This is a genomic window from Mycolicibacterium arcueilense, assembly GCF_058536225.1.
The window spans coordinates 16,231-38,437 of record NZ_JBZTYL010000037.1 but is presented as its reverse complement, the minus strand read 5'-3'; the positions used below and the strand labels follow the sequence as shown (position 1 = coordinate 38,437).

At 65.3% G+C, this 22,207-nt stretch carries 16 protein-coding genes; 5 read left to right on the top strand and 11 right to left on the bottom strand.

Annotated elements, in window-relative coordinates; all coding sequences use genetic code 11:
- Nucleotides 1-450 precede the first annotated feature (450 nt).
- The gene (locus AC4LGL_RS31790; RefSeq protein WP_135362034.1) at nt 451-1,695 is read left to right on the top strand and encodes a hypothetical protein; all 1,245 of its coding nucleotides are present in this window, start codon (nt 451-453) and stop codon (nt 1,693-1,695) included.
- 52 nt (nt 1,696-1,747) lie between these two features.
- Here AC4LGL_RS31790 and AC4LGL_RS31785 read toward each other — a convergent pair whose 3' ends face one another.
- Nucleotides 1,748-3,628 carry an ABC transporter family substrate-binding protein gene (locus AC4LGL_RS31785; protein WP_491842474.1) on the bottom strand — a complete coding sequence of 627 codons (1,881 nt, stop codon included), beginning with the start codon at nt 3,626-3,628 and terminating at the stop codon, nt 1,748-1,750.
- A 612-nt stretch (nt 3,629-4,240) separates the two neighbouring features.
- Between AC4LGL_RS31785 and AC4LGL_RS31780 the strand changes: the two genes are divergently transcribed.
- On the top strand, nt 4,241-5,524 hold the full coding sequence (locus AC4LGL_RS31780; RefSeq protein WP_491842236.1) for a hypothetical protein: 1,284 nt from the start codon (nt 4,241-4,243) through the stop codon (nt 5,522-5,524).
- A 159-nt stretch (nt 5,525-5,683) separates the two neighbouring features.
- On the opposite strand, the gene typA is transcribed toward AC4LGL_RS31780, so the two are convergent.
- The gene (gene typA / locus AC4LGL_RS31775; protein ID WP_491842235.1) at nt 5,684-7,585 is read right to left on the bottom strand and encodes a translational GTPase TypA; all 1,902 of its coding nucleotides are present in this window, start codon (nt 7,583-7,585) and stop codon (nt 5,684-5,686) included.
- Nucleotides 7,586-7,872: 287 nt separating this feature from the next.
- Here typA and AC4LGL_RS31770 point away from each other — a divergent pair, with 287 nt between their 5' ends.
- The gene (locus AC4LGL_RS31770; protein WP_055120552.1) at nt 7,873-8,139 is read left to right on the top strand and encodes a hypothetical protein; all 267 of its coding nucleotides are present in this window, start codon (nt 7,873-7,875) and stop codon (nt 8,137-8,139) included.
- Here the strand turns inward: AC4LGL_RS31770 and AC4LGL_RS31765 are convergent.
- From AC4LGL_RS31765 to AC4LGL_RS31750, 4 genes are all read right to left on the bottom strand, one after another.
- Nucleotides 8,136-8,573, bottom strand: coding sequence for a pyridoxamine 5'-phosphate oxidase family protein (locus AC4LGL_RS31765; RefSeq protein ID WP_064882726.1), 438 nt, complete (start codon nt 8,571-8,573; stop codon nt 8,136-8,138). The two genes, AC4LGL_RS31770 and AC4LGL_RS31765, sit on opposite strands and share 4 nt — an antisense overlap.
- Before the next feature lie 3 nt (nt 8,574-8,576).
- Nucleotides 8,577-9,962, bottom strand: coding sequence for a WS/DGAT/MGAT family O-acyltransferase (locus AC4LGL_RS31760; protein ID WP_491842234.1), 1,386 nt, complete (start codon nt 9,960-9,962; stop codon nt 8,577-8,579).
- Nucleotides 9,963-10,033: 71 nt separating this feature from the next.
- Nucleotides 10,034-11,344 carry a hypothetical protein gene (locus AC4LGL_RS31755; protein WP_491842233.1) on the bottom strand — a complete coding sequence of 437 codons (1,311 nt, stop codon included), beginning with the start codon at nt 11,342-11,344 and terminating at the stop codon, nt 10,034-10,036.
- On the bottom strand, nt 11,334-12,488 hold the full coding sequence (locus tag AC4LGL_RS31750; RefSeq protein ID WP_491842232.1) for a sulfotransferase: 1,155 nt from the start codon (nt 12,486-12,488) through the stop codon (nt 11,334-11,336). The genes AC4LGL_RS31755 and AC4LGL_RS31750 overlap by 11 nt, the downstream gene beginning before the upstream one ends.
- Nucleotides 12,489-12,601: 113 nt before the next feature.
- Between AC4LGL_RS31750 and AC4LGL_RS31745 the strand changes: the two genes are divergently transcribed.
- Nucleotides 12,602-13,645, top strand: coding sequence for a TIGR03617 family F420-dependent LLM class oxidoreductase (locus tag AC4LGL_RS31745; protein WP_491842231.1), 1,044 nt, complete (start codon nt 12,602-12,604; stop codon nt 13,643-13,645).
- A gap of 35 nt (nt 13,646-13,680) precedes the next feature.
- Entirely contained in the window at nt 13,681-14,157 is a 477-nt protein-coding gene (locus tag AC4LGL_RS31740; RefSeq protein ID WP_491842230.1) for a MarR family winged helix-turn-helix transcriptional regulator, read from the top strand.
- Nucleotides 14,158-14,163: 6 nt separating this feature from the next.
- On the opposite strand, the gene narI is transcribed toward AC4LGL_RS31740, so the two are convergent.
- Genes narI through AC4LGL_RS31715 form a run of 5 tightly spaced genes read right to left on the bottom strand, consistent with a single transcriptional unit; the run spans nt 14,164 to nt 22,094 of the window.
- Entirely contained in the window at nt 14,164-14,892 is a 729-nt protein-coding gene (gene narI, locus AC4LGL_RS31735; RefSeq protein ID WP_491842229.1) for a respiratory nitrate reductase subunit gamma, read from the bottom strand.
- Complete coding sequence (gene narJ, locus AC4LGL_RS31730; RefSeq protein WP_491842228.1) at nt 14,892-15,542, bottom strand: nitrate reductase molybdenum cofactor assembly chaperone; 651 nt, start codon at nt 15,540-15,542, stop codon at nt 14,892-14,894. Before narJ ends, narI begins: the two co-directional genes overlap by 1 nt.
- Nucleotides 15,542-17,191 (bottom strand): nitrate reductase subunit beta, encoded by a 1,650-nt coding sequence (narH, locus tag AC4LGL_RS31725; RefSeq protein ID WP_064882719.1) that lies wholly within the window; start codon nt 17,189-17,191, stop codon nt 15,542-15,544. Before narH ends, narJ begins: the two co-directional genes overlap by 1 nt.
- Entirely contained in the window at nt 17,188-20,874 is a 3,687-nt protein-coding gene (locus AC4LGL_RS31720) for a nitrate reductase subunit alpha (RefSeq protein ID WP_491842227.1), read from the bottom strand. Before AC4LGL_RS31720 ends, narH begins: the two co-directional genes overlap by 4 nt.
- The gene (locus tag AC4LGL_RS31715) at nt 20,871-22,094 is read right to left on the bottom strand and encodes a nitrate/nitrite transporter (protein ID WP_491842226.1); all 1,224 of its coding nucleotides are present in this window, start codon (nt 22,092-22,094) and stop codon (nt 20,871-20,873) included. The genes AC4LGL_RS31720 and AC4LGL_RS31715 overlap by 4 nt, the downstream gene beginning before the upstream one ends.
- Nucleotides 22,095-22,207: the final 113 nt, after the last annotated feature.

The following is a 22,207-nucleotide window of genomic DNA, read 5'->3' as shown; positions in this document are numbered from 1 at the left end:
TGACGGCCACCGACTTTTCATTGCCCCGACACCGAACTGGCGAACCCGCTGGTGCCGTCTGCAGCGCAGCGGGAAGCCCGCCGCCGGTCCCGCTCGAGAGCCCCGGGAGACTGCCGCCCACTGCGCATGGAACCGTTGATTTCGCAAACATCAAGATCGGCCGGTTCGCGTTCGGTTTCACATGACTTTCTCCGCTGATCGACGGGAACAGCGAACTCGTTATATTCAACGGCCTTTGGCGCCAGCTATCGGCGCCGTCGACAGGCGGGGGATCCGCGATATTCTCAAGATCGCCTAATCACTGCTATCTAGCAGCTAGTTCACCTTGCTCACGACCCCATTAGCCGCCGCGGGCCCTTCGGCGGCAACTTTTCAAAATTACGAATTTGTAAAGTTACTCTCAGGTAGCTTCAGCCTCGTCGGGGATTGGATCCATCTAGAGGAGAAGCAATGCAAGTCGCAGCTCGTCCCTATCTCGCCGCTGGCGTCGCGTTGTTCGGAGCCAGTGCCATCGCGATCAGTCCGGTCGCTCCGCCGATGCCCGACATCGCGGTTCCGACAGTTTCGTCGGCCGCGGTGAGCCTGTCTGCAGCAACCGATCCAATCCAGGCCTATGCGGACCTGTTCGCGAACACGATCGCCAATGTGTCGGCCCTGATCGGCACGGAGGTGACCGATCCCGCACCCATCCTGCTGCAGGTGATCACGAATCAGCTCACCACCGCGGGTTCGCTCTTCACAGCCTTGCAGGGCTCTGCCACCGCACTGGGCAATGCGCTGGACCCGTCGAACCCGTGGAGCATCCCGTCGCTGCTGCAGGCCTCTCTCACCGATCTCCTCGCAGGCAACATCAACGGCGCGGTGTCCAACCTCTGGAGCGCATTCCTCACCCCGGTGGCCGGTGCGGCGCTTCCGTTGCTCGAACCTGCCATCAATGCCATCAGGCAGCCGGTGCAGAACCTGGCCAACGTGCTGAGCAACCCGGCGATTGTGGCACTGCCCGCCCTCGGCCTGCTCAACGTCGCCTACCGGACAGTCACGGTGGCGGGAAACGTTGGCCAGGACATCGTTGACTCTGCCACGGCGGGCGATGCGCTGGGAGTCCTCAACGCGATGCTCGGCGGTCCTGCCGTCGTCGCCGATGCGTTCCTCAACGGCGACGCGCTCGGCGGCGGCGTGTTCGGTCCAAGCCTCGGCCTGCTGAGCACCCTGCGACAGGCCCGCGAGCTGATCGCCGCGGCGATCACACCACCAGCCGCTGACGCCGCGCGCACGGCCGCCGACGCAACCCTCACATCCGCGGCGAAGGTCGTGACGCTGGATGTCAGCCCGAAGGCCGCCGTTGTGTCACCGGCACCTGCCGCTGCTCCGGTCGAGGCTGCTCCGGTTGTGGTCGCACCCGCTGAAAGCGAAACTGCTGCCGGTGATTCCGCTGCGACGAAATCGCCGTCCAGTGTCTCCACCCCGGTGGTGAAGGACAGTCTCAAGGCCGAACCCGGCAAGACCCTGTCGACCAACCGGTCCACCTCGGCCAAGCAGGTCCGTGAGGGCCTTCAGGGGTCCGTCAAGAGTGTGACCGACGGACTGAAGAAGGCCACCGAGGGGCTGAGCGGCAAGAGAGCCGAGGCAGGCAAGCACCGCGCGGCGAGCTCCGGCGGAGGCTCGTCATCGTCAGGGTCGGGCGACGCATCCTGATGCACCCCAGTCAGTGGGCCTCCTCGCGTGAGGGGGCCCACTGCACGATCTGCTACCGCCCCTTGGTCCAGCTGCCCGCGTCACCGACGATGCCGACGGGTACGGCACCGGTCAGACTGACGTTCTGCACACTCGGTCCTGCGGCAACGATCGTCGTGTCCTGAAGGATCGGGAGAACTGTCGACATGTTCCACAGACGCGGCTCGACAGCCTGGATCACCTCGGCAATATTCTGCGAACCATCCAGTGCCGCATCAATTTTCGGCTGAATGCTGTGATCACAGATCCCGGTGATGTTGCTGGGCGCCTGCACCAGATCACCTGACTCCGGAGCCGGAATAGGCTGGGTGGGTGTCGGTGTGGTGCTCGGCGCCGGGGGTGCGACCGTGGTGGTGGGCTTCGGCGACGACGAGGGAGTGACCCCGGGTACCGCGGTCGAGACGGCGGTCGCCTCCAACGCCCGGCAGCCGTAGCGCGATGCGAGGCTGGTGGCCAGGTCTCCTCCGGCCTGATGCCAGCCGACGACGGCGTCGATCCGGTTGTTGGTCAGCGCATCTCCGTACAGCGCCACCGGGTCGAGGGCCAGCACCGAGGCGTCGATTCCCACGTTGCGAAGCTGATCGGCCGCGGTGTTGGCGACGGCGACCGACGTCGGATCGTTGGACGCAACACCGAGCACCAGCGTCAGCGCGGCGCCGTCCTTGGTGATGCGCTGCCTCCCGTTGTCCGGGGCCGGCGGCGCGCCCGGAGCGGGCGGCTCGGCCGCGGGCTCGATCTGGTAACCCGCGCCGCGCAACAGATCAAGCGCAGCCTCCCGCGACATCGCCGGAGGGGCTGTCGGTACGTAGCCGGGATCCGATGGTGAGCGCACCTGCGCCTGCGCCAACGTCACCGTGTTGTCGTCGCCCGCGCCGACCGAGGCCAGCAGGTCGACATCGATCAGACCCAGGATCGCCTTGCGCACCTGGGCTTCGGCCAAGGTGGGCTGCCCTCCGCGAAGCGTCAGCTGCATCACCCGCGGAGTCACGATCCTCGCGGTGCGAACATCGGGGATCGCGCTCAGTTGCGCGAAAGTGGCTGCGCCACCGTGCACCTGGGCCACCTGGGTGTCGCCGTTGCGGATGGAATCGGCGAGGGCGGCCGGTGCTCCACCACGTCGGAACAACACCAGGTCAGGCTTGGCCGGCGCGCTCCAGTACCTGTCGTTGCGGGCGAGCAGGATCTCGTCACGTTGCGGGTCAATGCTTTCCACGCGGAACTGCCCGCCGGTCACCGGCATCGCGCGGGCCAGACCGGCGCCGAAGCCGCCGGGAATGTCCTTGACGATGTGGGCCGGAAGGATGTCGTTGAACAGCTCCCGCCACGCCGGATAGGGCTGGGAGAAGGTGACCACCGCCTGCTTGCCGCCCTCCACCGATTGGACACCGGTGATCAGGTCATAGCCGGCCGGGTCGACGACTCCCGGTTGGCTGACCATTTGGCGCCAGAGGTACCAGTAGTCATCGGCGGCGATGGGGGCGTTGTCGGTCCATTGCGCTTCCGGACGGATCTTGTAGGTGACCGTGAACGGGTTCTGGTTGGTCACCTCGGCCGATTCGAGCAGAGTCGGATCGAGCTCCCAGTGCGAGCCCGTCGGAGACTTCGGGTCGGGTACCGGCCGGAAGGAACTCGGCAGCACCATCGAGGCGACCGCGGCGTTCACCGGCGACTGGTCCGACAACAGGTGCGGGTTGAACCCCGGGCCGATCGAATCGATGGCCATGATGATCTGTGTCGCCTTCATCGGGGGCGGCGGTGTCGTCTCGGTCGTCTCGGTGCTCTGCGGAGCCGGCGGCGGGCTCACAGTGCAACCGCTGAACAGGAGCGCCGGCACCGATATGAGCGCCCCGATCGTCAATTGGGCGCAGCGGAGGGGTGTCGGCACGCCACTCAGCGTATCGACCGCCCGGCAGCGCACTTGTCCCCGCACCGACAGTCCGCCCCAACCCCTTGGCCCGCAAATGGTGTCCGGCATGCATCGAATATGTGAACTCCGGGCGAAAATTCGCGCGAAAGAGCGCAATAGGGCGCCAAAAACTGGCCGATCGCGGCACCTACCCCAAGATCAAATCTGATTGCTGCCCAACATTGCAGGCAGGCACAAGCCGGCAATTGGTGCGGCGCCGCAAACCCGGCACGAAGGACGGTCACACCACTTCGCCTGGCGGCGATGCCTCCGCAACCCGATCAGAGTGGTTGAAATGCAGATCTTTCGAGGACATTTGGCGGGACACCGCCGACATCAAGATGACTGGCCCGTCACGCCTGGACGACGTTTCCGGCCCAGTCCCACTCTTCAGCTAAACCCAACACACACGGGACCGCGATTTTCACTTGCATGACACAACTTGCCACAAAATTTGAAGGCTCGGACGGTATTTGTGTGTGCAAAATCTCAAATTCACCTGAGAAATCGCTAAGTCGACGTTATCGTCGATCACGTCAGTTTCGGACCAGAGCAACCAAATCAGGGGGAGCCACTATGCACGTCGGTGTGAAGCAATCGATGACAGGAGCCACAGCGCTACTCGCGGCAGGCGCGATCGCCATCGGCCCGGCCATCGGACCGGTCGGCGCACAGGCGCCGGAAGCACTTCGAGCCGCGCACGTTGCGGATGTCAACCTCATGGCGGCACCGGATCCGATTGCGGCACTCGAGGGTTTCACCGAATCCGGGGTGCGTTTCGTCCAAGGCATCGCTGGGCTACCGGTGGCCGCCATCGCCGCCGCCCTGGCCATCGCCGACGGCGACCCCCAGGCCTTCTACAACTCGATCCGCCAAGTCATCGATGCACCGCTGTGGGTCATCGACCCCGCCCTCGGAATCAACCAGACGTCACTCACCGGCAAGGGCCTGGCGGCGCTGTTCCCCGACCACGCCGACGATATCCAGGCCTTCCGCAACAACGTGCTGTGGGCAGCGACCGACAGTTTCCGATCATCGATCGCCGACCTCCTCGGGGTCGAGGACACCAGCACTCCCCTCGACGTGCTCACCCCGCTCGCCGGTTTCGCTGCGGGCGCCCTCGACTCCGGCTATCGACTGGTGGAAGGCCTCGCGCTCGCCCCGTTCGGACCGATCAAGGCGATCATCGACATCGCCGGCGGCATGGAGCCCAACGTCGCCGTTTACCACATGCTCGACAGTTACATCAGCGCACCACTTTGGGTGGCCGACTCCTTCATGGGCACCGGTCCGACCCAGCAGGCCATCCCCATCGGACTGAAGGCGCTGTTGCCCAACCGGGCCGACGGTATTCAGGACTTCCGGAACGACGTGTTGTGGAAGGCGACGAACTCCGTCCGTGAAGTCGTCCGCGAGGCGCTCGGCGTGGACCCGAGTGAGAATCCGAACAATCCGCAAACCACATTGGTCACCAGCAAGGTGAGCGAACCTCCCGCTCCGAAGACGTTGGTCAGCCTCGACGTCGAAACGGCCCCGCCGGCGCCGGAGAAAGCCACGACGGAGACACTGGAGGTCAAGAAGCCCAGGGTCGAGAAGACGACGCCTCTCGTGAAGGCACGGACTCAGCTTCGCGAGAGCCTCAACTTCAGCACGCACCAGACCGGAGCCAAGGTGTCCGGAGGCTCGGACACGTCGACACCGCCCAAGCCCGAAACCACCGATCTGAAAACCACCGTCAATCAGCTCAAGGAGAAGTTCGGCTTGAAGGGTGGCGCCGACAGCCCGACCCCAGGCAAAGCCACCGCCACCGGCAACACCACCGGTTCCTCCACCGCTGATGACGGTGCAGGCAAGAAGACCGACTCTAAGAGCGACGCCGCCTGAGAACTGGTGCGCCAGTAGCGATATCGCGGGGGATATCGCTACTGGCGCATCACTGTCCTGATCCGCACCCCCGCGGCCCCCACCGTGAATGGCCAGTTATCGCACGTTACGCCCGAAAAGCGGTGCTATAACTGGCCATTCGACGACCGAATGCGAGAGCTATCCGCGCGCCTTGGCCCGGGCCTTGGCACGTGCCCGCAGCGAGGCGGTCAGCTCGACCTTGCGCACCCGGACGACCTCGGGGGTCACCTCGACGCACTCGTCCTCGGCGCAGAACTCCATGGCCTGCTCCAGGCCCAGGTCCAGGGGCCGGGCCAGGGTTTCCATGACGTCGGCCGTCGACGACCGCATGTTCGTCAGCTTCTTCTCGCGGGTGATGTTGATGTCGAGATCCTCGGCGCGCGGGTTGATCCCGACGACCTGGCCCTCGTAGGTGTCCTCACCCGGCTCGACGAAGAACTGCCCTCGGTCCGCCAGCTGGATCATCGCGAACGGGGTGATCGAGCCGGACCGGTCGCTCACCAGCGAGCCGGTGTGGCGGGCCCGGATCTCCCCGGCCCACGGCCGGTAGCCCTCGAACACCGCGTTGGCGATACCGGTGCCACGCGTCTCGGTCAGGAAGTCGGTACGGAAGCCGATCAGTCCGCGGCTGGGCACCACGAAGTCCATGCGCACCCAACCGGCGGCATGGTTGGTCATCTGTTCCATCCGGCCCTTGCGGTTGGCCATCAGCTGGGTGATGGAACCGACGAACTCCTCGGGACAGTCGATGGTCAGCTCTTCGAACGGCTCGTGCAGCTTGCCGTCGATGTTCTTGGTGACCACCTGCGGCTTGCCGACGGTCAGCTCGAAGCCCTCGCGTCGCATCTGCTCGACGAGGATGGCCAGCGCCAGCTCACCGCGGCCCTGCACCTCCCAGGCGTCGGGGCGGCCGATGTCGACGATGCGGATCGACACGTTGCCGACGAGTTCGGCGTCGAGACGGTTCTTCACCATGCGGGCCGTCAGCTTGTGCCCCGACACCCGGCCGGCCAGCGGCGAGGTGTTGGTGCCGATCGTGACCGAGATGGCGGGCTCGTCGACGGTGATGCGCGGCAGCGCGTGCGAGTTGTCGGGATCGGCCAGGGTGTCGCCGATCATGATCTCGGGAATCCCGGCGACCGCCACGATATCCCCAGCCGCCGCTTCCTCCGTCGGGTTACGGTCGACGCCCTCGGTGGCCAGCAACTCGGTGATCTTGGCGTTGGTGATCACAGGCGAGCCGTCGACCTCGCGCATCCACGCGACCTGCTGGCCCTTCTTGAGGCGGCCGTTGTAGATGCGGATGAGGGCGAGACGGCCCAGGAAGGCCGAGGCGTCGAGGTTGGTGACCAGGGCCTGCAGCGGCGCCTCCGGGTCACCCGAGGGTGCCGGGATGTGCTCCATCAGCACGTCGAACAGCGGGTCGAGGTTCTCGCCGTCAGGGTTCTCACCGTTGGCGGGCTGCGTCGTCGAGGCGATGCCGGCTCGGCCCGAGGCATACAGGGTGGGCAGGTCCAGTGCCTTCTCGGCGGCCGTCTGGGCCTCGTCGTCGAGGTCGGAGGCGACGTCGAGCAGCAGGTCGTGACTTTCCTCGACGACCTCGGCGATGCGGGCGTCGGGCCGGTCGGTCTTGTTGACCACCAGGATCACCGGCAGGTGCGCGGCCAGCGCCTTGCGCAGCACGAACCGCGTCTGCGGCAACGGCCCCTCCGAGGCGTCCACCAGCAGGACCACACCGTCGACCATGGACAGGCCACGTTCCACCTCGCCACCGAAATCGGCGTGACCAGGGGTGTCGATGACGTTGATCACCGTCATGGTGCCGTCCGCGTGGTGCCGGTGCACCGCGGTGTTCTTGGCCAGGATGGTGATGCCCTTTTCCTTCTCAAGGTCACCGGAGTCCATCAGGCGCTCGACTGCGTCGTCGCCACGGTGCGTCAAGGCACCGGACTGTCGCAGCATCGCGTCGACTAGGGTCGTCTTGCCGTGGTCGACGTGGGCGACGATGGCGACATTGCGAAAGCTCGGGCGTGAATCCACACCGACATTCTCGCAGGCTGGCCGGTCGATCACGAAAACGAGAGAGCCCCGTCACGTTGAAGTCCGCAAAAATTGCCGGCCTGAAGCCCAAGAAAAAGTGCTGCAAAAGCAAGCCGCGCTGCAAACGCTGCCCGCTGGTTCTGCACAAAGTCCGCAAGGCCGAACACAACGGATTGCACGGTAAAGAACTGGACAAGGTCTTCAAACGGGCCAGGAAGTCCTAGGTTTCGCGAGTACCGTTTCAGGTATCCGTCACGTTGCGATAGGCGAGCTTGGAGGTGCCGGTGATGACGGTTTATGAAGCGCTCACAGTCGCATTGATCATGGTGCTCGCTGCGGGAACCACGGTCGCGATCTACGTGGGTATGGCCAACTGGATCGGCGCCTGCTACATGGTCCGCTGCAGCGAATGCCACCATCTGACCTTCGCGTCGGCGAACCAGCCGCAGGCCTCCTGCGCGCACTGCCGTCACCCGATGCTGATGCACCCGCTGTACGCGACGCAGCATCCGGGCCACGCCGTGCGGGTCGTCGACGACCGGCTTCGGTACTAACCGCCGCCCGCCGCACCGTAGTGCGGCATCGCATGGTTCCGGAGCTGACGCCCGGTGACCTTCTCCGACCGGATCCGCACGAAATGATCGCGCCGCCCCTCAGCCCACGGCTGCACGAACGTCCCGGCGACCTGCACCTGCTCGTCCACGTCGGTGATGTGCTCGGCATGCCCGACGATCGTCACGCTCCAGCCGGTGCGTAGGTCGGGGTCGAGTTCGTCGGCCTCGAACGCCACCACCTGACGATCGGTCGCGGCGATCAGTTTGGGCCCACCGGCCACCCGGATCACCACATCGTCATGCCACACCCGGAAATTGACGGGCTGCACTGCCGGCAGGGCGTCCTCGGTGAACACCAACCTGCCGACGCGTACCCCCTCCAGCAGATCCAGGCACTGCCTGCGGGTGAGAACGCCGAGTTCGGATCCCTTCATCGGTCAACCTCCCTGTACGAGTTGCAGAGTACCCACGGGGGTGGCCCGCCAGTGGCCAATGCCGATATCGACCAGACGGGCGACCGCGCGTTCGATGCCACGGGCCAATTCCGACACATCGGGTGCCGCGTCGTAATCGCCGATCACTCCGAAGACCAGGCGGTCGGCGTAGCTCATGATGGCCACACCGGTTCGTAGCTGCAACGCCAGCGGCGGAATCGGAAGCAACCGGACGATGTCGCAACCCATGACACGCAACCGTTTCCGTGGGCCCGGCACGTTCGTGGCCACGGTGACGACGCCGCGCTGCGGCAACCGGGTCAGTGCCCGTACCGTCCACGCGGTGAGCGGGAACGGAATCGCGTTGGCCGCCGACACCAGGATGTTTCCCGCTTCGCACTGCCCGCTGGCTTTGGCCCGGGACAGCCGCGAATGCACGGCGCGCAACTGATGTAGCGGATCGGCCTTGTCGACCGGGAGGTACGGCAACATCACCGACACGCGATTGCCGGTCCGATCGTCCGCATCCGCGGGGCGCACCGAGACCGGCACCAAGGTACGGAGCGCATCCCGGCTGGGGTTCTCGCCGCGACGGATGAGGGTGTTGCGGAAGCTGTCGGTGATCGCCGCCAAGGCAACATCATTGACGGTCACCCCGAATTCCCGGCATACCGTGTCGACGTCGTCCATCGACACCTCACCGGCGGCGTAGCGACGCATGCTGGTCACGGGGCCGGTCAACGAGGTGGCGGCCGCCGGATGCAGTAGGCCGGTGACGATGCCGAGCGCACCCTGGACGGCCTGCATCGCCGCCACGGGCAGCCCAGTCGAAATGCGCCACGCCTTACCGATCCACTCGGCGGGATTGAAAACCGCTGTCCCCCCGGCGGTCTGTTGCTTTACCGCGGGACCGGTCAGGTCGCCGTCGTCGCACAGCCGACTGAGCAGCCGGGTGGCCGCGATTCCGTCGGCGATGCAGTGGTGGACCTTCAACAGGATCGCCCACCTGTTGCCGGCCAGGCCGTCGACGACCCAGCACTCCCACAGCGGCCGGTCCCGGTCCAGGCGACGTTCCATGATGTCGGCGGCCCACCGGTACAGCGCCGCATCGTCGCCGGGTTGTGGCAGCGCCGCATACCGGATGTGGTGGGCCGCGTCGAAGTTGGTGTCTTCGACCCATCGCGGTGCCCCGAGGTCGAGGGGCTGGGTGTGCAGCAGCTGATGCAGGCGAGGTGCGGTCATGGCCCGCTCGGCAAGCGAGGCAACGACGGTATCGGCGCCGGGAATCGGTCCGTCCAGCACGGCGATCGCCCCGATTGCCAGGCTTGCGTGCCGGTCGGAGTCCTCTGCTTCCAGGAACCCCGCGTCCAGTGCGGTCAACTGCTCCATGCCGTTGATCCTCCGCCCGACTGCCCTGCTCAGGGAGGGTCAAAGGTCCCTAGTATCCGATCCGGGCGGGATCAGTACTGGCGGTAGCGCCGCTGCACGTGCTCCTGGCGAATACGCACCTGATCTCTGCGCTCAGCTTCCGCGACCCTCCGTGTGGTGTCGGGCAGGTGTGCCGCCACGTCCGCCAGCGACATCGCCGTGACCGTGGTAACCGGCAACTCCGACGTCGGCTCCGAGTAGGTCCACCGGAACGTCAGAAAACCGTTCTGGTGCCCACAGGTGTCGAGCCAGTTCGGCACCTGTGGGTCGGAGCCGGCGATCACGTATCGCAGCGTTCCGTCCGGATCGGGTTCGGACTGAAACCCGTTGAGGCTGCTGACGTGGTTGGCGTAATCGAGCGATTCGCCCCAGAGATTCGACAGGTGGAAACCCATATAGGCCGGAGCTGTCGGCACAGTGACCTCGACGAGCAGCGCCTCCCCCTCGGCCAGGTCGTAGACACCACCCGAGTACACGTTGGTGCTCTGCCCGCCGCCGGTCGCGAGATTGGCGGCCATCGGCGTATTGAGTGCGTTGCGGGGCATGAAGGTGACGCCGTCACCGTTCTTGTCTCCGTTGGACTCGAGCACGACGTCGTAGAACTCGTTCCAGAACCTCATCTGGTTCTCGACGAGCTCGCCGACCCGGCGCAGATTCGCCGCGGCCGTTTCGGGGTTGATGGGCCCCGAAGGTAATCCTTCTTTCCCGATCTGGGCGATGTGAAGGTCCGGCGACGCCTCGTTCTCCCAGTCGTGAAAGAGCATGCGGGCGATGACGTATCGAGCACTGGGCCCGTCCGCGGCTGCGGTGCACAGGAAGTTGCCCGTATGACCGTCGGGCCGCTGTGGAGCCAGGAGAATCTCGAAACCGTCGTCGTCGTCGTCGACGAGCAGATCCGATGCATCGAGGATTCCGGTCACAACCCGGCCGCCCGGGCCCAGTTCAGCAAGGCTGCCGGTATCGCCGGCATACACCGTGTGAGCCTCGAAGATCATGTACTGCGGCGGCTTCGCACGATCGGCCAGCCGGCCCCGTATCCGGTAGCTGCGGGCGCCGTCGATGTGCGCCGACAGGTACAGGGCGTCCGCGTTGTCGATGGTGGCCTTGTCGATCGGTTGGATCGCGCGCCGGAAGTACGGGAAGTCGGGATCCTCGCAGAACGCCCGCTCGATCGCACTGAACGCGAAACCCATCAGGTATCGATGACCTTCGGCGATTCCTAGCGCGGTCACCTCAGGGGCATGCAGGTCCGCGGAAACGACCGCTTCGCGCGCCCGGTTGAGCGCTGCGATCATGTCCGTCCATGCCGCTTCCAGCACGAGTTGCCCTGATTCAGTTGACATGTGCTTCCTTTCCCTCGATATCCCACTGGTATTGGTCGAACAGGTCGGCCAGCCGGATCTGGATCTCGCGCGGATCGAGACCGAACTCGGCCAGGCTGTAGCGATGCGCGGTCTCATGGCCGCCGCGGGCCTCGGCTGCGGCGAAAGCGCGCTTCGCCTTCGGCCCTATGTCGAGCCCGAGATCGTCATAGATTCGTCTCATCGTGCTCGCCGGCGATCCGACCAGCTCGCGATAATCGACCACGCTGGAATAGATCTCGGGATGCCGGCTGAGCACCTCGAGCGGATGCGTATAGGTGTCCACCGACTGGTCGGCCAGGACCCGCAGCGAGTTCAGGACCAGTTGCTCGTCGCGGCCCCGTAGCGACCACTCGGTTTTCATCAGCTTGAGTAGGCTCGGTATCGTCTCGTACGGGTTACGCATCGGCACAACGATTCTCGCGTCCGGAAAGGTCTCGATCAGCGTTTCCACCCGGCCACAGAACGTGGGGTTCTTGCTCAGGTGTGTGCCTCCGCCGTTGAGCGCGAGCTGGCGCCGCACACATTCCTTGTAGAAGGCCATCATCCGCCGCCGCTTCCGCACTGGCCAGCGGTCGACGTGATAGAAGTCCAGCTCCCCCATGTAGGGAAATGCCACGATCCAGAAGCCGGAGCTCAGCGACCACGTGAGCAGTGCGTCGTCCTCCTCGGGAACAAAGAATCCTGTCTTGTGGATGTCGTCAGTGGGAGCGAAGGCTCGTTCTTCAACCTCGTCGAGCCGGCGCCGCAGACCTCCGCCCGTCGCCCCGTCGATCCGGAACATCAGGCGCAGCAGCTTCTTCTGCAGCAGCGACGGAAAGAACAGCTCGTACATGAGGGCATAGCTGAACTGCGGATCTTCGGCCATCAAGCGGTGCAGGTAGGTGGTGCCGCTGCGCGCGTGCCCGATACAGAACGTGGGTTTGCACACTTCGGTGCGGCGCAGCGTCGGGAACAGCAAGGGATCGAGCGCGAAACACAGCGCGTGAATACCGGCGATCACCGGGACACCCAGCACGAACCGTAGATACCGGGCACGGTGGTTGCGCTGCGTCGGATCGCTGCGCAGCAACCGCGCCATCGTGAAGTAGTTGGACCAGTCGAAGTAGAAACGCATCCCGGCCATCGGCTCTCCTTGGACAAAGTGATTGGGAACGGGCCGACTGCAACGTAAACCGAATTAGTTGACTAAGTCAATCATTTGACATAGTCAACTACACGGAATTACGGTGTCTTGCCATGAAGGTTTTCGCTGCAATGGCGCCGGACATGCCACTGGCACAGGTCGCCGCCTACGCCGAGCGAATCGAGCACCTCGGCTTCGACGGCTTGCACATCGCCGAGACGATCCATGACTCGCTGGCGGCGGCGTTGCTGGCCGTCGAACGCACCGAGAGGCTGATCATCCGAACCGCGGTGACCCTGGCGTTCGTCCGCAGCCCCATGCTCATGGCCTACACCGCGTGGGATCTGGCGGTCTTGTCCGAGGGCCGTTTCGAGTTGGGACTGGGCACCCAGGTCAAGCAGAACATCGAAGGTCGATTCGGCATGCCCTGGAGCGAACCCCGCGCACGGATGGCCGACTACATCGCGACCCTGAACGCCATCTTCGCCGCCTTCCGGAGCGGGGAACCCGTCAACCACGAAGGCGATACCTACCGGATCACCCGCCTGCAGCCCTACTTCAATCCAGGCCCGAAAGACATTGACCCGCCCAGGATCTGGCTCGGCGCGGTCAACGCCGGAATGTGCGAGCTCGCCGGATGCAGCGCCTACGGCGTCGTCACCCACTCCACGAACTCAGACCCCCAGTTCCTGCGCGACGTGGTGCGGCCTGCCCTGGCCCGGGGCGCCCAGTCGTCGGGGCGCGACGAAGATCCCCACATCATCGCCTCGACTGCGATCGCCACCGGCCCGACGGATCACATCGTCAGCCAGGAACGCGAACGTCAACGTCGCATGCTGGCCTTCCTGCTCTCGACTCCTTCCTACGCGACCGCACTCAGACGACGTGGATGGACCGAGCTCGCAGACGACCTCCGGGTTCTCACGAAACAGCAGCGATGGGAGGACCTTTCGTCCGTGCTGAACGACGACGTGCTCGACGAACTCGTGACCGTCGGGCGATACGACGAACTTCCCGCGCTGCTGCGGGCGAAGTATGCGGGCCTTGCCGACGGCGTCGTCCTCCCACCCGTTGGTGCCGGTGACGACGACGGCCTCGCGACCTGCGTCAGCGACATCCGGGCCGCTCGCGACCTGGGTAGCCTTGGTACAGATTGACGAGAGCAAGCCCAGACATACCGATCGGAGCTGACGTGCCGGCGAAGCGCAAGATGGACTCGGTGGACTCCATCAGTGCCACGCTGGCGCGCATAGTCCGGCTGAATCTCAGCAGGTCGGCGTTCAAGCGACAAGCCACCACTGCCGATGCCGATGCCGAACTGTCGCAGCCGTCCTACGCTCTGTTGCGCGTCCTGATCGACGAGGGCCCACAGCCCACCGGCCGGCTCGCGAAGATGGCCCACATGGACGTCGGCATGACCACCCGCCGCGTGCAGGCTCTCGTCAAAGCGGGACTCATCACCCGGCACGCCGATCTCGACGACGGGCGCATCTCCATCGTCACCGTCACCGACGCCGGAAAGAAGGCCGCCACCGCACTGCAGGACCTGCGACGGGAGCACCTGGCACGCGCATTGTCGGACTGGAGCGCGGCCGACCTGCAAGAACTCGATCGCCTGCTGGCGAGATTTCTCGACGATACGAAACAAACACCCATCGTCGAATACTGAGGCCGCTCACCAACCCCGACGCTGTGGCCGGGACCCGACCAGTTCACTCTCCTTGGCGACGTCGCGGCTGCGGTACACGACGTAGGGCCGGAACAGGTAGCCGATCGGCGCGCTGAAGACGTGAACCAGCCGGGTGAACGGCCACAGGCAGAACAGCACGAGCGCGATCATCACGTGGATGTGGAAGTACACCGGCGCCTGGACCATCAGATCGCCGCGGGGCTGGAAGATCCAGATCGAGCGGAACCACGGCGACACGGTCTCGCGGTAGTCGTGCTCGGCGCCCTCGGGCGTCGCCCCGATCGCCGTACAGGCGAACCCGGCCACCATCGCGGCCACCAGGACCACATACATCGTCTTGTCGTTGACGGTGGTGGCCATGAACACCGGGCCGGTGGCGCGGCGGCGGTAGATCAGCAGTGCGATACCGACCAGGGCCGCGATGCCCGCGATCCCGCCGAGGATCACCGCCTGCAGGTGATAGATGTGGTCACTCATCACCAGGTCCATCCACGATTCGGGGATGAACAGGCCGATGACGTGTCCGATGAACACCACCAGCATTCCGAAGTGGAACATCGGGCTGGCGATGCGCAACAACCGTGACTCATAGAGCTGGGACGAGCGGGTGGTCCAGCCGAACTTGTCATAGCGGTACCGCCACCAGGTGCCCACGGCCACCATCGCCAAGGTCACATACGGCACCACATCCCAGAAGATCTCCCAGCCCGACATCAGCGCACCTCCTGTACCCGGCGGGGCGGAACGGTCAGCTGAAATGGCTGCAGTCCCACCGATTCCGCCGGCGGTCCCGACATCATCAGACGCGACACGTCATCGACCGACGCCAGCGACGGCAGGGTTCCGGCCACTGCTGCGACAACCGGTGAGTACGGTGATCCTGCGTCGGCCAACGCGCGCGCAACCACACCGATCGGTACCCGGTACTTGGCGAGCAGCCGTCGCCCCGCCTCCGGGTCGACAGTGGCCGCGAATTCCAGCACCACCGGAAGATGGTCGGGCGCCTCGCCTTTCGGGATCTCGACGCCCGCGGCCCGGTAGGTCTGGGTGAATTCGACCATGTCGGCTCCCCGGTTACGGGTATCGCCGGACGTCCAGTACGTCAGCAGCATGGTGCACCGCTTCTGCAGGTCGAAGGTGTCGACGTACTCCTGCTGCAGCTCCATGGTGGGGCGCAGGCTCAACCCGACAACGGTTTCGCCGAGCAGCGCCCTGGCGTCACCGGTGACGTGGTCCAGCAGGCGTGCCGCTGCCTGCAGCCGGTCGGTATGCCCGTCGTCCGGGTAGGCCAGCATCAGCGACGCCGCCTGCCACACCAGCCGGTCCTGCATCGCGTTGTCGCGGGTTCGGTTGCGACGCTTCATCACCGATCACCACCTGGGAACATCCCGGACGGCACTCCCCTGCCGTCCCAGTTGAGCAGATTGACGCGCGAGGGACGGTCGGCGTTGGCGGCCATGCCGTCGCTGGTCTGCCGGTGTTGCAACGCGTGGAACGTCTCCACCGCCACCGGTACCGGCCCACCGCTGGCCTCGCCGAAAGGACCCGACTCGTACATTCCGGGCCCGCCTTCGAAGGACAGTGAGCAACCGGGCTCCTCCGTCCCAGGTATGCCCTCGGTGCTGTACGCGGTCGGAATGACGTAACGCTCCTCGTATTTCGCGAGCGCCAGTAGCCGGTACATCTCGTACATCTGTTCCTCGGTCATCCCCACCGCGGCCGGGATGTGCGGCTGGGTGTCGCGCCCGAGGTTGATGTCACGCATGTAGGAGCGCATCGCCGCCAGACGGCGCAGCACTCCCTCGACGACCGCGGTGTCTCCCGCGGTGAACAACCCGGCCAGATACTCGATCGGGATGCGTAGCGCCTCCAGGGCCCCGAACAGGTTGCCGACATCCTCGCCGTCGTGCCCGTCGCGGCTGACCGCGTCGACCACCGGCGACAGCGGCGGGATGTACCACACCATCGGAACCGTCCGGAATTCCGGATGCAGCGGCAGCGCAACACCATAGGTGTGGATGAGCTTGTACACCGGGGAGCGTTGAGCGGCTTCGATCCACTCGTCGGAGATGCCTTCGGCACGCGCGCCGGCGATCACCTCGGGATCGGTCGGGTCGAGCAGGATCTGCCGCTGCGCTTCGTAGAGGTCCTTGTCGTCGGGCACCGACGCCGCTTCGAGCACCCTGTCGACGTCGTAGAGCACCAGACCGAGGTAGCGCAACCGGCCCACGCAGGTCTCGGAGCACACCGTGGGCAACCCGACCTCGATCCGCGGGTAGCACAGCGTGCACTTCTCGGCCTTGCCGGTCTTGTGGTTGAAATACACCTTCTTGTAAGGACATCCGGACACACACATGCGCCAGCCGCGGCAACGGTCCTGATCGACCAGCACGATGCCGTCCTCGGAACGCTTGTACATCGCGCCCGACGGGCAGGACGCCACACAGGCCGGGTTCAGGCAGTGCTCGCAGATCCGGGGCAGATAGAACATGAAGGTCTGCTCAAGTTCGAGCTTGATCTGCTCGCTGACCTGTTTGAGGACCGGATCCCCTGGCACGATCTCCGGCGACCCGGCCAGGTCGTCGTCCCAGTTCGCCGACCACGACACCTTCATCGGCTTGCCGGTGATCAGGCTGCGCGGTGGCGCGGTCGGGATGTGTTCACCCAGCGGCGCCGAGGTCAGGTTCTCGTAGTCGTAGGTCCACGGCTCGTAGTAGTCGTCGATCGAGGGCAACTTCGGGTTCGCGAAGATCCTGGCCAGCTTGGCCAGCCGACCGCCGTCACGCAGCCGCAGCCGGCCGCGCCGGTCCAGCTTCCACCCCCCGCGCCACTTCTCCTGATCCTGATAGGTGCGCGGATAGCCCTGCCCGGGGCGGGTTTCGACGTTGTTGAACCAGACGTACTCGGTGCCGGCCCGGTTGGTCCAGGCCTGTTTGCACGTCACCGAACACGTTTGACACCCGATGCACTTGTCGAGGTTCATCACCATCGCCATCTGGGCCATGACCTTCACTGGTACTTCACCTCCTGCGAGCGGCGGCGGACCACCGTCACTTCGTCACGCTGATTTCCAGTGGGGCCGAGATAGTTCCAGGCGAACGAGTGCTGGGCGTACCCGCCGGCAAGATGGCTGGGCTTGACCAGCAGCCGGGTCAGTGAGTTGTGGATACCGCCGCGGGTTCCGGTGGTTTCGCTCAGCGGTACGTCGATAGTCCGTTCCTGGGCGTGGTAGACGTACACCACCCCTTCGGGCATGCGGTGGCTGACCACGGCGCGGCAGACCAGCACCCCGTTGCGGTTCACCGCCTCGATCCAATCGTTGTCCTTCACTTCGATCTTCGCGGCGTCCAACGGGCTCATCCACATGGTGGGGCCGCCACGCGACAGCGACAGCATGAACAGGTTGTCCTGGTATTCCGAGTGGATCGACCACTTGGAGTGCGGGGTCAGGTACCGCACAGTGAGCCCGATGCCGTCGCGGCCCAGCTTCGATTCACCGAACAGCCGCGCCATGTCCAACGGTGGCCGGTAGATCGGCAACTGTTCGCCGAGTTCCTCCAACCAGTCGTGGTCGACATAGAAATGCATTCGGCCGGTGAGGGTGTGGAAGGGCTTGAGCTCCTCGATGTTCACCGTGAACGGCGCGTAGCGCCTGCCGCCGGTCTCACTGCCCGACCACTCAGGGCTGGTGATCACCGGGACCGGTCTGGCCTGGGTGTCGGCGTAGGTGATCCGACGTTCCTCGTTGCCGATGGCCAGGTGAATGAGCTTGCGACCGGTACGTCGTTCGAGTTCCCGGAAGCCTTCCACCGCGAGCCGGCCGTTGGACGTGCCCGACAGCGCAAGGATCACATCGGACATCCGCTCGGCCGTGGTGATCGCCGGACGGCCCTGGCCGGCACCCGAATCCATCACGCCGAACTTGGCGGCGAGTTCGGCCACCTCCTGGTCGGGATGCGTGGTGACGCCCTTGGTGGTCAGGCCCAGGCTCTCGACCAGCGGGCCCAGTGTCGCCCACTTCTCGGCGATCGCCGTGTAGTCGCGCTCGACGACGACCAGCGGACCCATCGTCTTGCCCGGCACCGGCGTCTCACCGGAGACCCGCCAATCGTGTTCGGTGCCACCCGGATACGCCATCGCACCCGGGGTGTCGTGCTGCAGTGTGCCCATCACCACGTCGGTACGGGTGCCGAGGTGCCGGGCGGCGAGCGCGCTGAAGGTCCGGGCGATCGCACCGAAAGCCTCGAAATCCGACCGGGTTTCCCACGGCGGGTCGACCGCCGGACTGAAGGCATGGATATAGGGGTGCATATCGGTGCTGGACAGGTCGGACTTCTCGTACCAGGTCGCCGCGGGCAGCACCACATCGGAGAGCAGTGTCGTCGACGTCATGCGGAAGTCGATCGACATCAGCAGGTCGAGCTTTCCCTCCGGGACATCCTCGGTCCAGGCGACGTCCTTGGGCCGCAGGTCCTCTCCGGTGGGCTCGGCCTGCACGTTCGAGGTCGTGCCCAGCAGGTGCCGCAGGAAGTACTCGTTGCCCTTGCTGGACGAGCCCAGCAGGTTGGCCCGCCAGACATTGAGCACCCGCGGCCAGTTCACCGGATTGTCCGGGTCGGTGACCGAGAGTTTCAGCTCGCCACTTCCCAACTGCTCGGCGACATATTCCGGCACCTCTCGGCCGGCTGCTTTCGCCTCGTCGACCACGTCCAGACTCGAGCGGTCGAACTGCGGGAAGAACGGTGTCCATCCCATGGCCACCGCCGAACTCAGTACGTCCATGGTGTGCTTGTCGCGGAACCTTCCCCGCCCGACCGGGCTGGACAGGGCGTCGGCACGGTAGCCGTCGTAGCGCCACTGGTCGGTATGGGCATACCAGTACGACGTGCCCGCCATCTGCCGCGGTGGGCGCGACCAGTCGGTGCCCATCGCCATCGCGGCCCATCCGGTCACCGGGCGGCATTTCTCCTGACCCACGTAGTGCGCCCAGCCGCCGCCGTTACGGCCCATCGAACCGGTGAGCAGCAACAGCGCCAGCACGGCCCGGTAGGTGGCATCGCCGTGGAACCACTGGCAGATGCCGGCGCCCATGATGATCATCGACCGGCCGCCGGATTCCTCGGCATTGCGGGCGAATTCGCGGGCCACCCGGATGGCCTGACCCGCCGATACCCCGGTGATCTGCTCCTGCCAGGCCGGGGTGTACGGCTGGGTGGCGTCGTCGTATCCGGTGGGCCATTCACCGGGCAGTCCGGGCCGATGCACGCCGTACTGGGCCAGCATAAGGTCGAACACCGTGCACACCAGGTGCTCACCGACCCGTCGGACCGGCACCCCGCGCTGCATGGTCGCGCCGCTGCCGTCGACGGTGTCGAAACGCGGCAACGTGATCTCGGCGGTCTCGAAGATGTCCCCCGACACCGTCAGCGCGGGAACCAGGTCCTCCAGATCGAGATTCCACTTGCCGACACCATCGGCGCCGTACCGGAACCCGAGCGAGCCCTGCGGGACCGCGACACTGTTGCTCGCACCGTCGAGCAGCACCGGCTTGAACGCCGCGTTCTCCTGCTCCGCGGTCGGGCCGCCGAGATCTGCTGCGGTGAGGTTCTTCCCGGGAACAAGCACACCGTCGCGCTCTTCGAGCTTGACCAGGAACGGCAGATCGGTGAACTTGCGGACGTAGTCGACGAAATAGGGAATCCGGTTCTGCACAAAGCATTCGTCGAGGATGACGTGGCCCATCGCCATTGCCAGCGCCCCGTCGGTGCCCGCCGCGCATGGCATCCACTCGTCGGCGAACTTGGTGTTGTCGGCGTAATCCGGGCTGACCGTCACCACTTTGGTTCCGCGGTAGCGGACCTCGGCCATCCAGTGCGCATCGGGCGTACGTGTCACCGGGACGTTCGAGCCCCACATCATCAGATACGACGCGTCCCACCAATCGCCCGACTCCGGCACATCGGTCTGATCGCCGAACACCTGCGGGGAGGCCACCGGCAGATCGGCGTACCAGTCGTAGAACGACGTCATCACCCCGCCGATGAGCTCCACGAACCGGGACCCGGCCGCGAACGACACCATCGACATCGCCGGGATCGGCGAGAAACCCGCCACCCGGTCCGGCCCGTAGGTCTTGATCGTGTGCACATGCGCGGCGGCGATCATCTCGGTGGCCTCGGTCCAGCTGACCCGGACCAGGCCGCCTTTACCGCGCGCCCGGTGATACCGCTTGCGGCGTTCCGGATCGCCCTGAATGTCGGCCCAGGCCAGCACCGGATCCTTCAGGCGCGCCTTGGCTTCCCGATACATCTCCACCAGTACGCCACGTGCGTACGGGTACCGCACCCGCGTCGGCGAGTAGGTGTACCAGGAGAACGCCGCACCGCGCGGGCATCCGCGTGGCTCGTACTCGGGTCGGTCCGCCCCCACCGACGGGTAGTCGGTCTCCTGGGTTTCCCAGGTGATGATCCCGTCCTTGACATAAATCTTCCAGGAGCAGGAACCGGTGCAGTTGACCCCGTGGGTGGAGCGCACCACCTTGTCGTGGCTCCACCGGTCGCGGTAGAACACGTCGCCCTGACGTCCCCCCTGGCGTGTGACCGTCCGCAGGTCATCGGAGAACTCACCGGCGGTGAAAAACCTCCCACTGCGCTCGAGCAATTCCTCGATCGATCCGCCGACGTGGGGCTTGCTCATCGATGGGCCTCCTTGGCCTGCTGAGGTTCGTGGGCGTGCAGTCGGAGAGCGGTGTAGCCGAACGCCACCAACGCCGTCGCCACCAACAACACAAGCCCGACGGAGTAGTCGTGATCCACCGCGTCGTACGTCGCGCCCATCACCAACGGTGGGAAGTAGCCGCCCAAACCGCCTGCAGCGGCGACGATCCCGGTCACCGAGCCCACTTCCTTGGCGGGTGATCGCCGCGCCACCCAGGCGAACACGCCGCCGGTACCGATGCCCAGGAAGATCGCCAGGGTAATGAAGGTCGCCGCCGACCACACGTCCGGGGGCGGCTGGAACATCGCGATGAAGGCGAGTACCGCGGTTCCGGCGAAGGACGTGAGCACGACGTACTTCGGTGGTATTCGATCCGAAAGCGCACCGCCGATCGGCCGGGCCAGCACCGCGGCCAGCGCGAAGCCCGCTGTGCGGGAACCTGCTTCGACAGAGGAGAACTCGTACACGTTCTTGATGTAGGTGGGCAGGTAGTTGCTGAATGCGACGAACCCACCGAAGACCACCGCGTACAGGAACGACATCTCCCACGTCACCGGAAGTTTCAGCGCCGACTTGAGCTTCGGCAGCACCGGGTCGGTGTTCGGCTGGAATGCCGGTGAATTGCGCATCACCACAATGCACAACACCGCCGTCAGTGCCAGGGCCGCCGCGATGATGAGATGCGTCGGGAACAGTCCGAACCACCGGACAAATCGCGGCGTGAAGAATGCCGACAGCGCTGTGCCGACCATCCCCATGCCGAAGACGCCGGTGGCATATCCGCGCCGGGACGGCTCGTACCAATTGTTGGCGAACGGGATTCCGACCGCGAATATGGTGCCCGCGATTCCCAGGAAGAATCCGCACACCAACAACATCGGATAAGACCGGGCCTCACCCGCCGCCCCGACCGCCAACACCGGCACGATCGAGGCCAGCGTCACCGCGAGGAACATGGTGCGACCGCCGTACCTGTCGGTCAGTGCGCCGACCGCTATGCGGCCGAGCGATCCGACCAGTATCGGCGTGGCGACAAGCATCGAAGCCTGCGTGGCACTGAGCTTCATGTCGCCGGCGTAAGTAGTGGAGAGTGGGCCGATCATGTTCCAGGCCCAGAAATTGATGGCCGAGACCCAGGTGGCCAGCACAAGATTCATGCCCTGCCCTTGGCCCAGGTACGGCGTACTTGCCGTGGTCACCCGAACAGCAAAACATCATGTTCGGCACGGTCGCGTCATTTTCCCGGAAACGTTGCGGGTGGTTTCATGGAAATGTAATCCGCAACATCGGTATGCCGAAATAAATCCCGTTG

What these genes read in the sequence shown, in the direction of transcription:
- AC4LGL_RS31720 (WP_491842227.1), bottom strand. Translation starts at nt 20,874, where the DNA reads ATGAGCAAGCCCCACGTCGGCGGATCGATCGAGGAATTGCTCGAGCGC.
- AC4LGL_RS31790 (WP_135362034.1), top strand. Translation starts at nt 451, where the DNA reads ATGCAAGTCGCAGCTCGTCCCTATCTCGCCGCTGGCGTCGCGTTGTTC.
- AC4LGL_RS31760 (WP_491842234.1), bottom strand. Translation starts at nt 9,962, where the DNA reads ATGGAGCAGTTGACCGCACTGGACGCGGGGTTCCTGGAAGCAGAGGAC.
- AC4LGL_RS31780 (WP_491842236.1), top strand. Translation starts at nt 4,241, where the DNA reads ATGACAGGAGCCACAGCGCTACTCGCGGCAGGCGCGATCGCCATCGGC.
- AC4LGL_RS31755 (WP_491842233.1), bottom strand. Translation starts at nt 11,344, where the DNA reads ATGTCAACTGAATCAGGGCAACTCGTGCTGGAAGCGGCATGGACGGAC.
- AC4LGL_RS31745 (WP_491842231.1), top strand. Translation starts at nt 12,602, where the DNA reads ATGAAGGTTTTCGCTGCAATGGCGCCGGACATGCCACTGGCACAGGTC.
- AC4LGL_RS31750 (WP_491842232.1), bottom strand. Translation starts at nt 12,488, where the DNA reads ATGGCCGGGATGCGTTTCTACTTCGACTGGTCCAACTACTTCACGATG.
- AC4LGL_RS31770 (WP_055120552.1), top strand. Translation starts at nt 7,873, where the DNA reads ATGACGGTTTATGAAGCGCTCACAGTCGCATTGATCATGGTGCTCGCT.
- narJ (WP_491842228.1), bottom strand. Translation starts at nt 15,542, where the DNA reads ATGAAGCGTCGCAACCGAACCCGCGACAACGCGATGCAGGACCGGCTG.
- AC4LGL_RS31765 (WP_064882726.1), bottom strand. Translation starts at nt 8,573, where the DNA reads ATGAAGGGATCCGAACTCGGCGTTCTCACCCGCAGGCAGTGCCTGGAT.
- narI (WP_491842229.1), bottom strand. Translation starts at nt 14,892, where the DNA reads ATGTCGGGCTGGGAGATCTTCTGGGATGTGGTGCCGTATGTGACCTTG.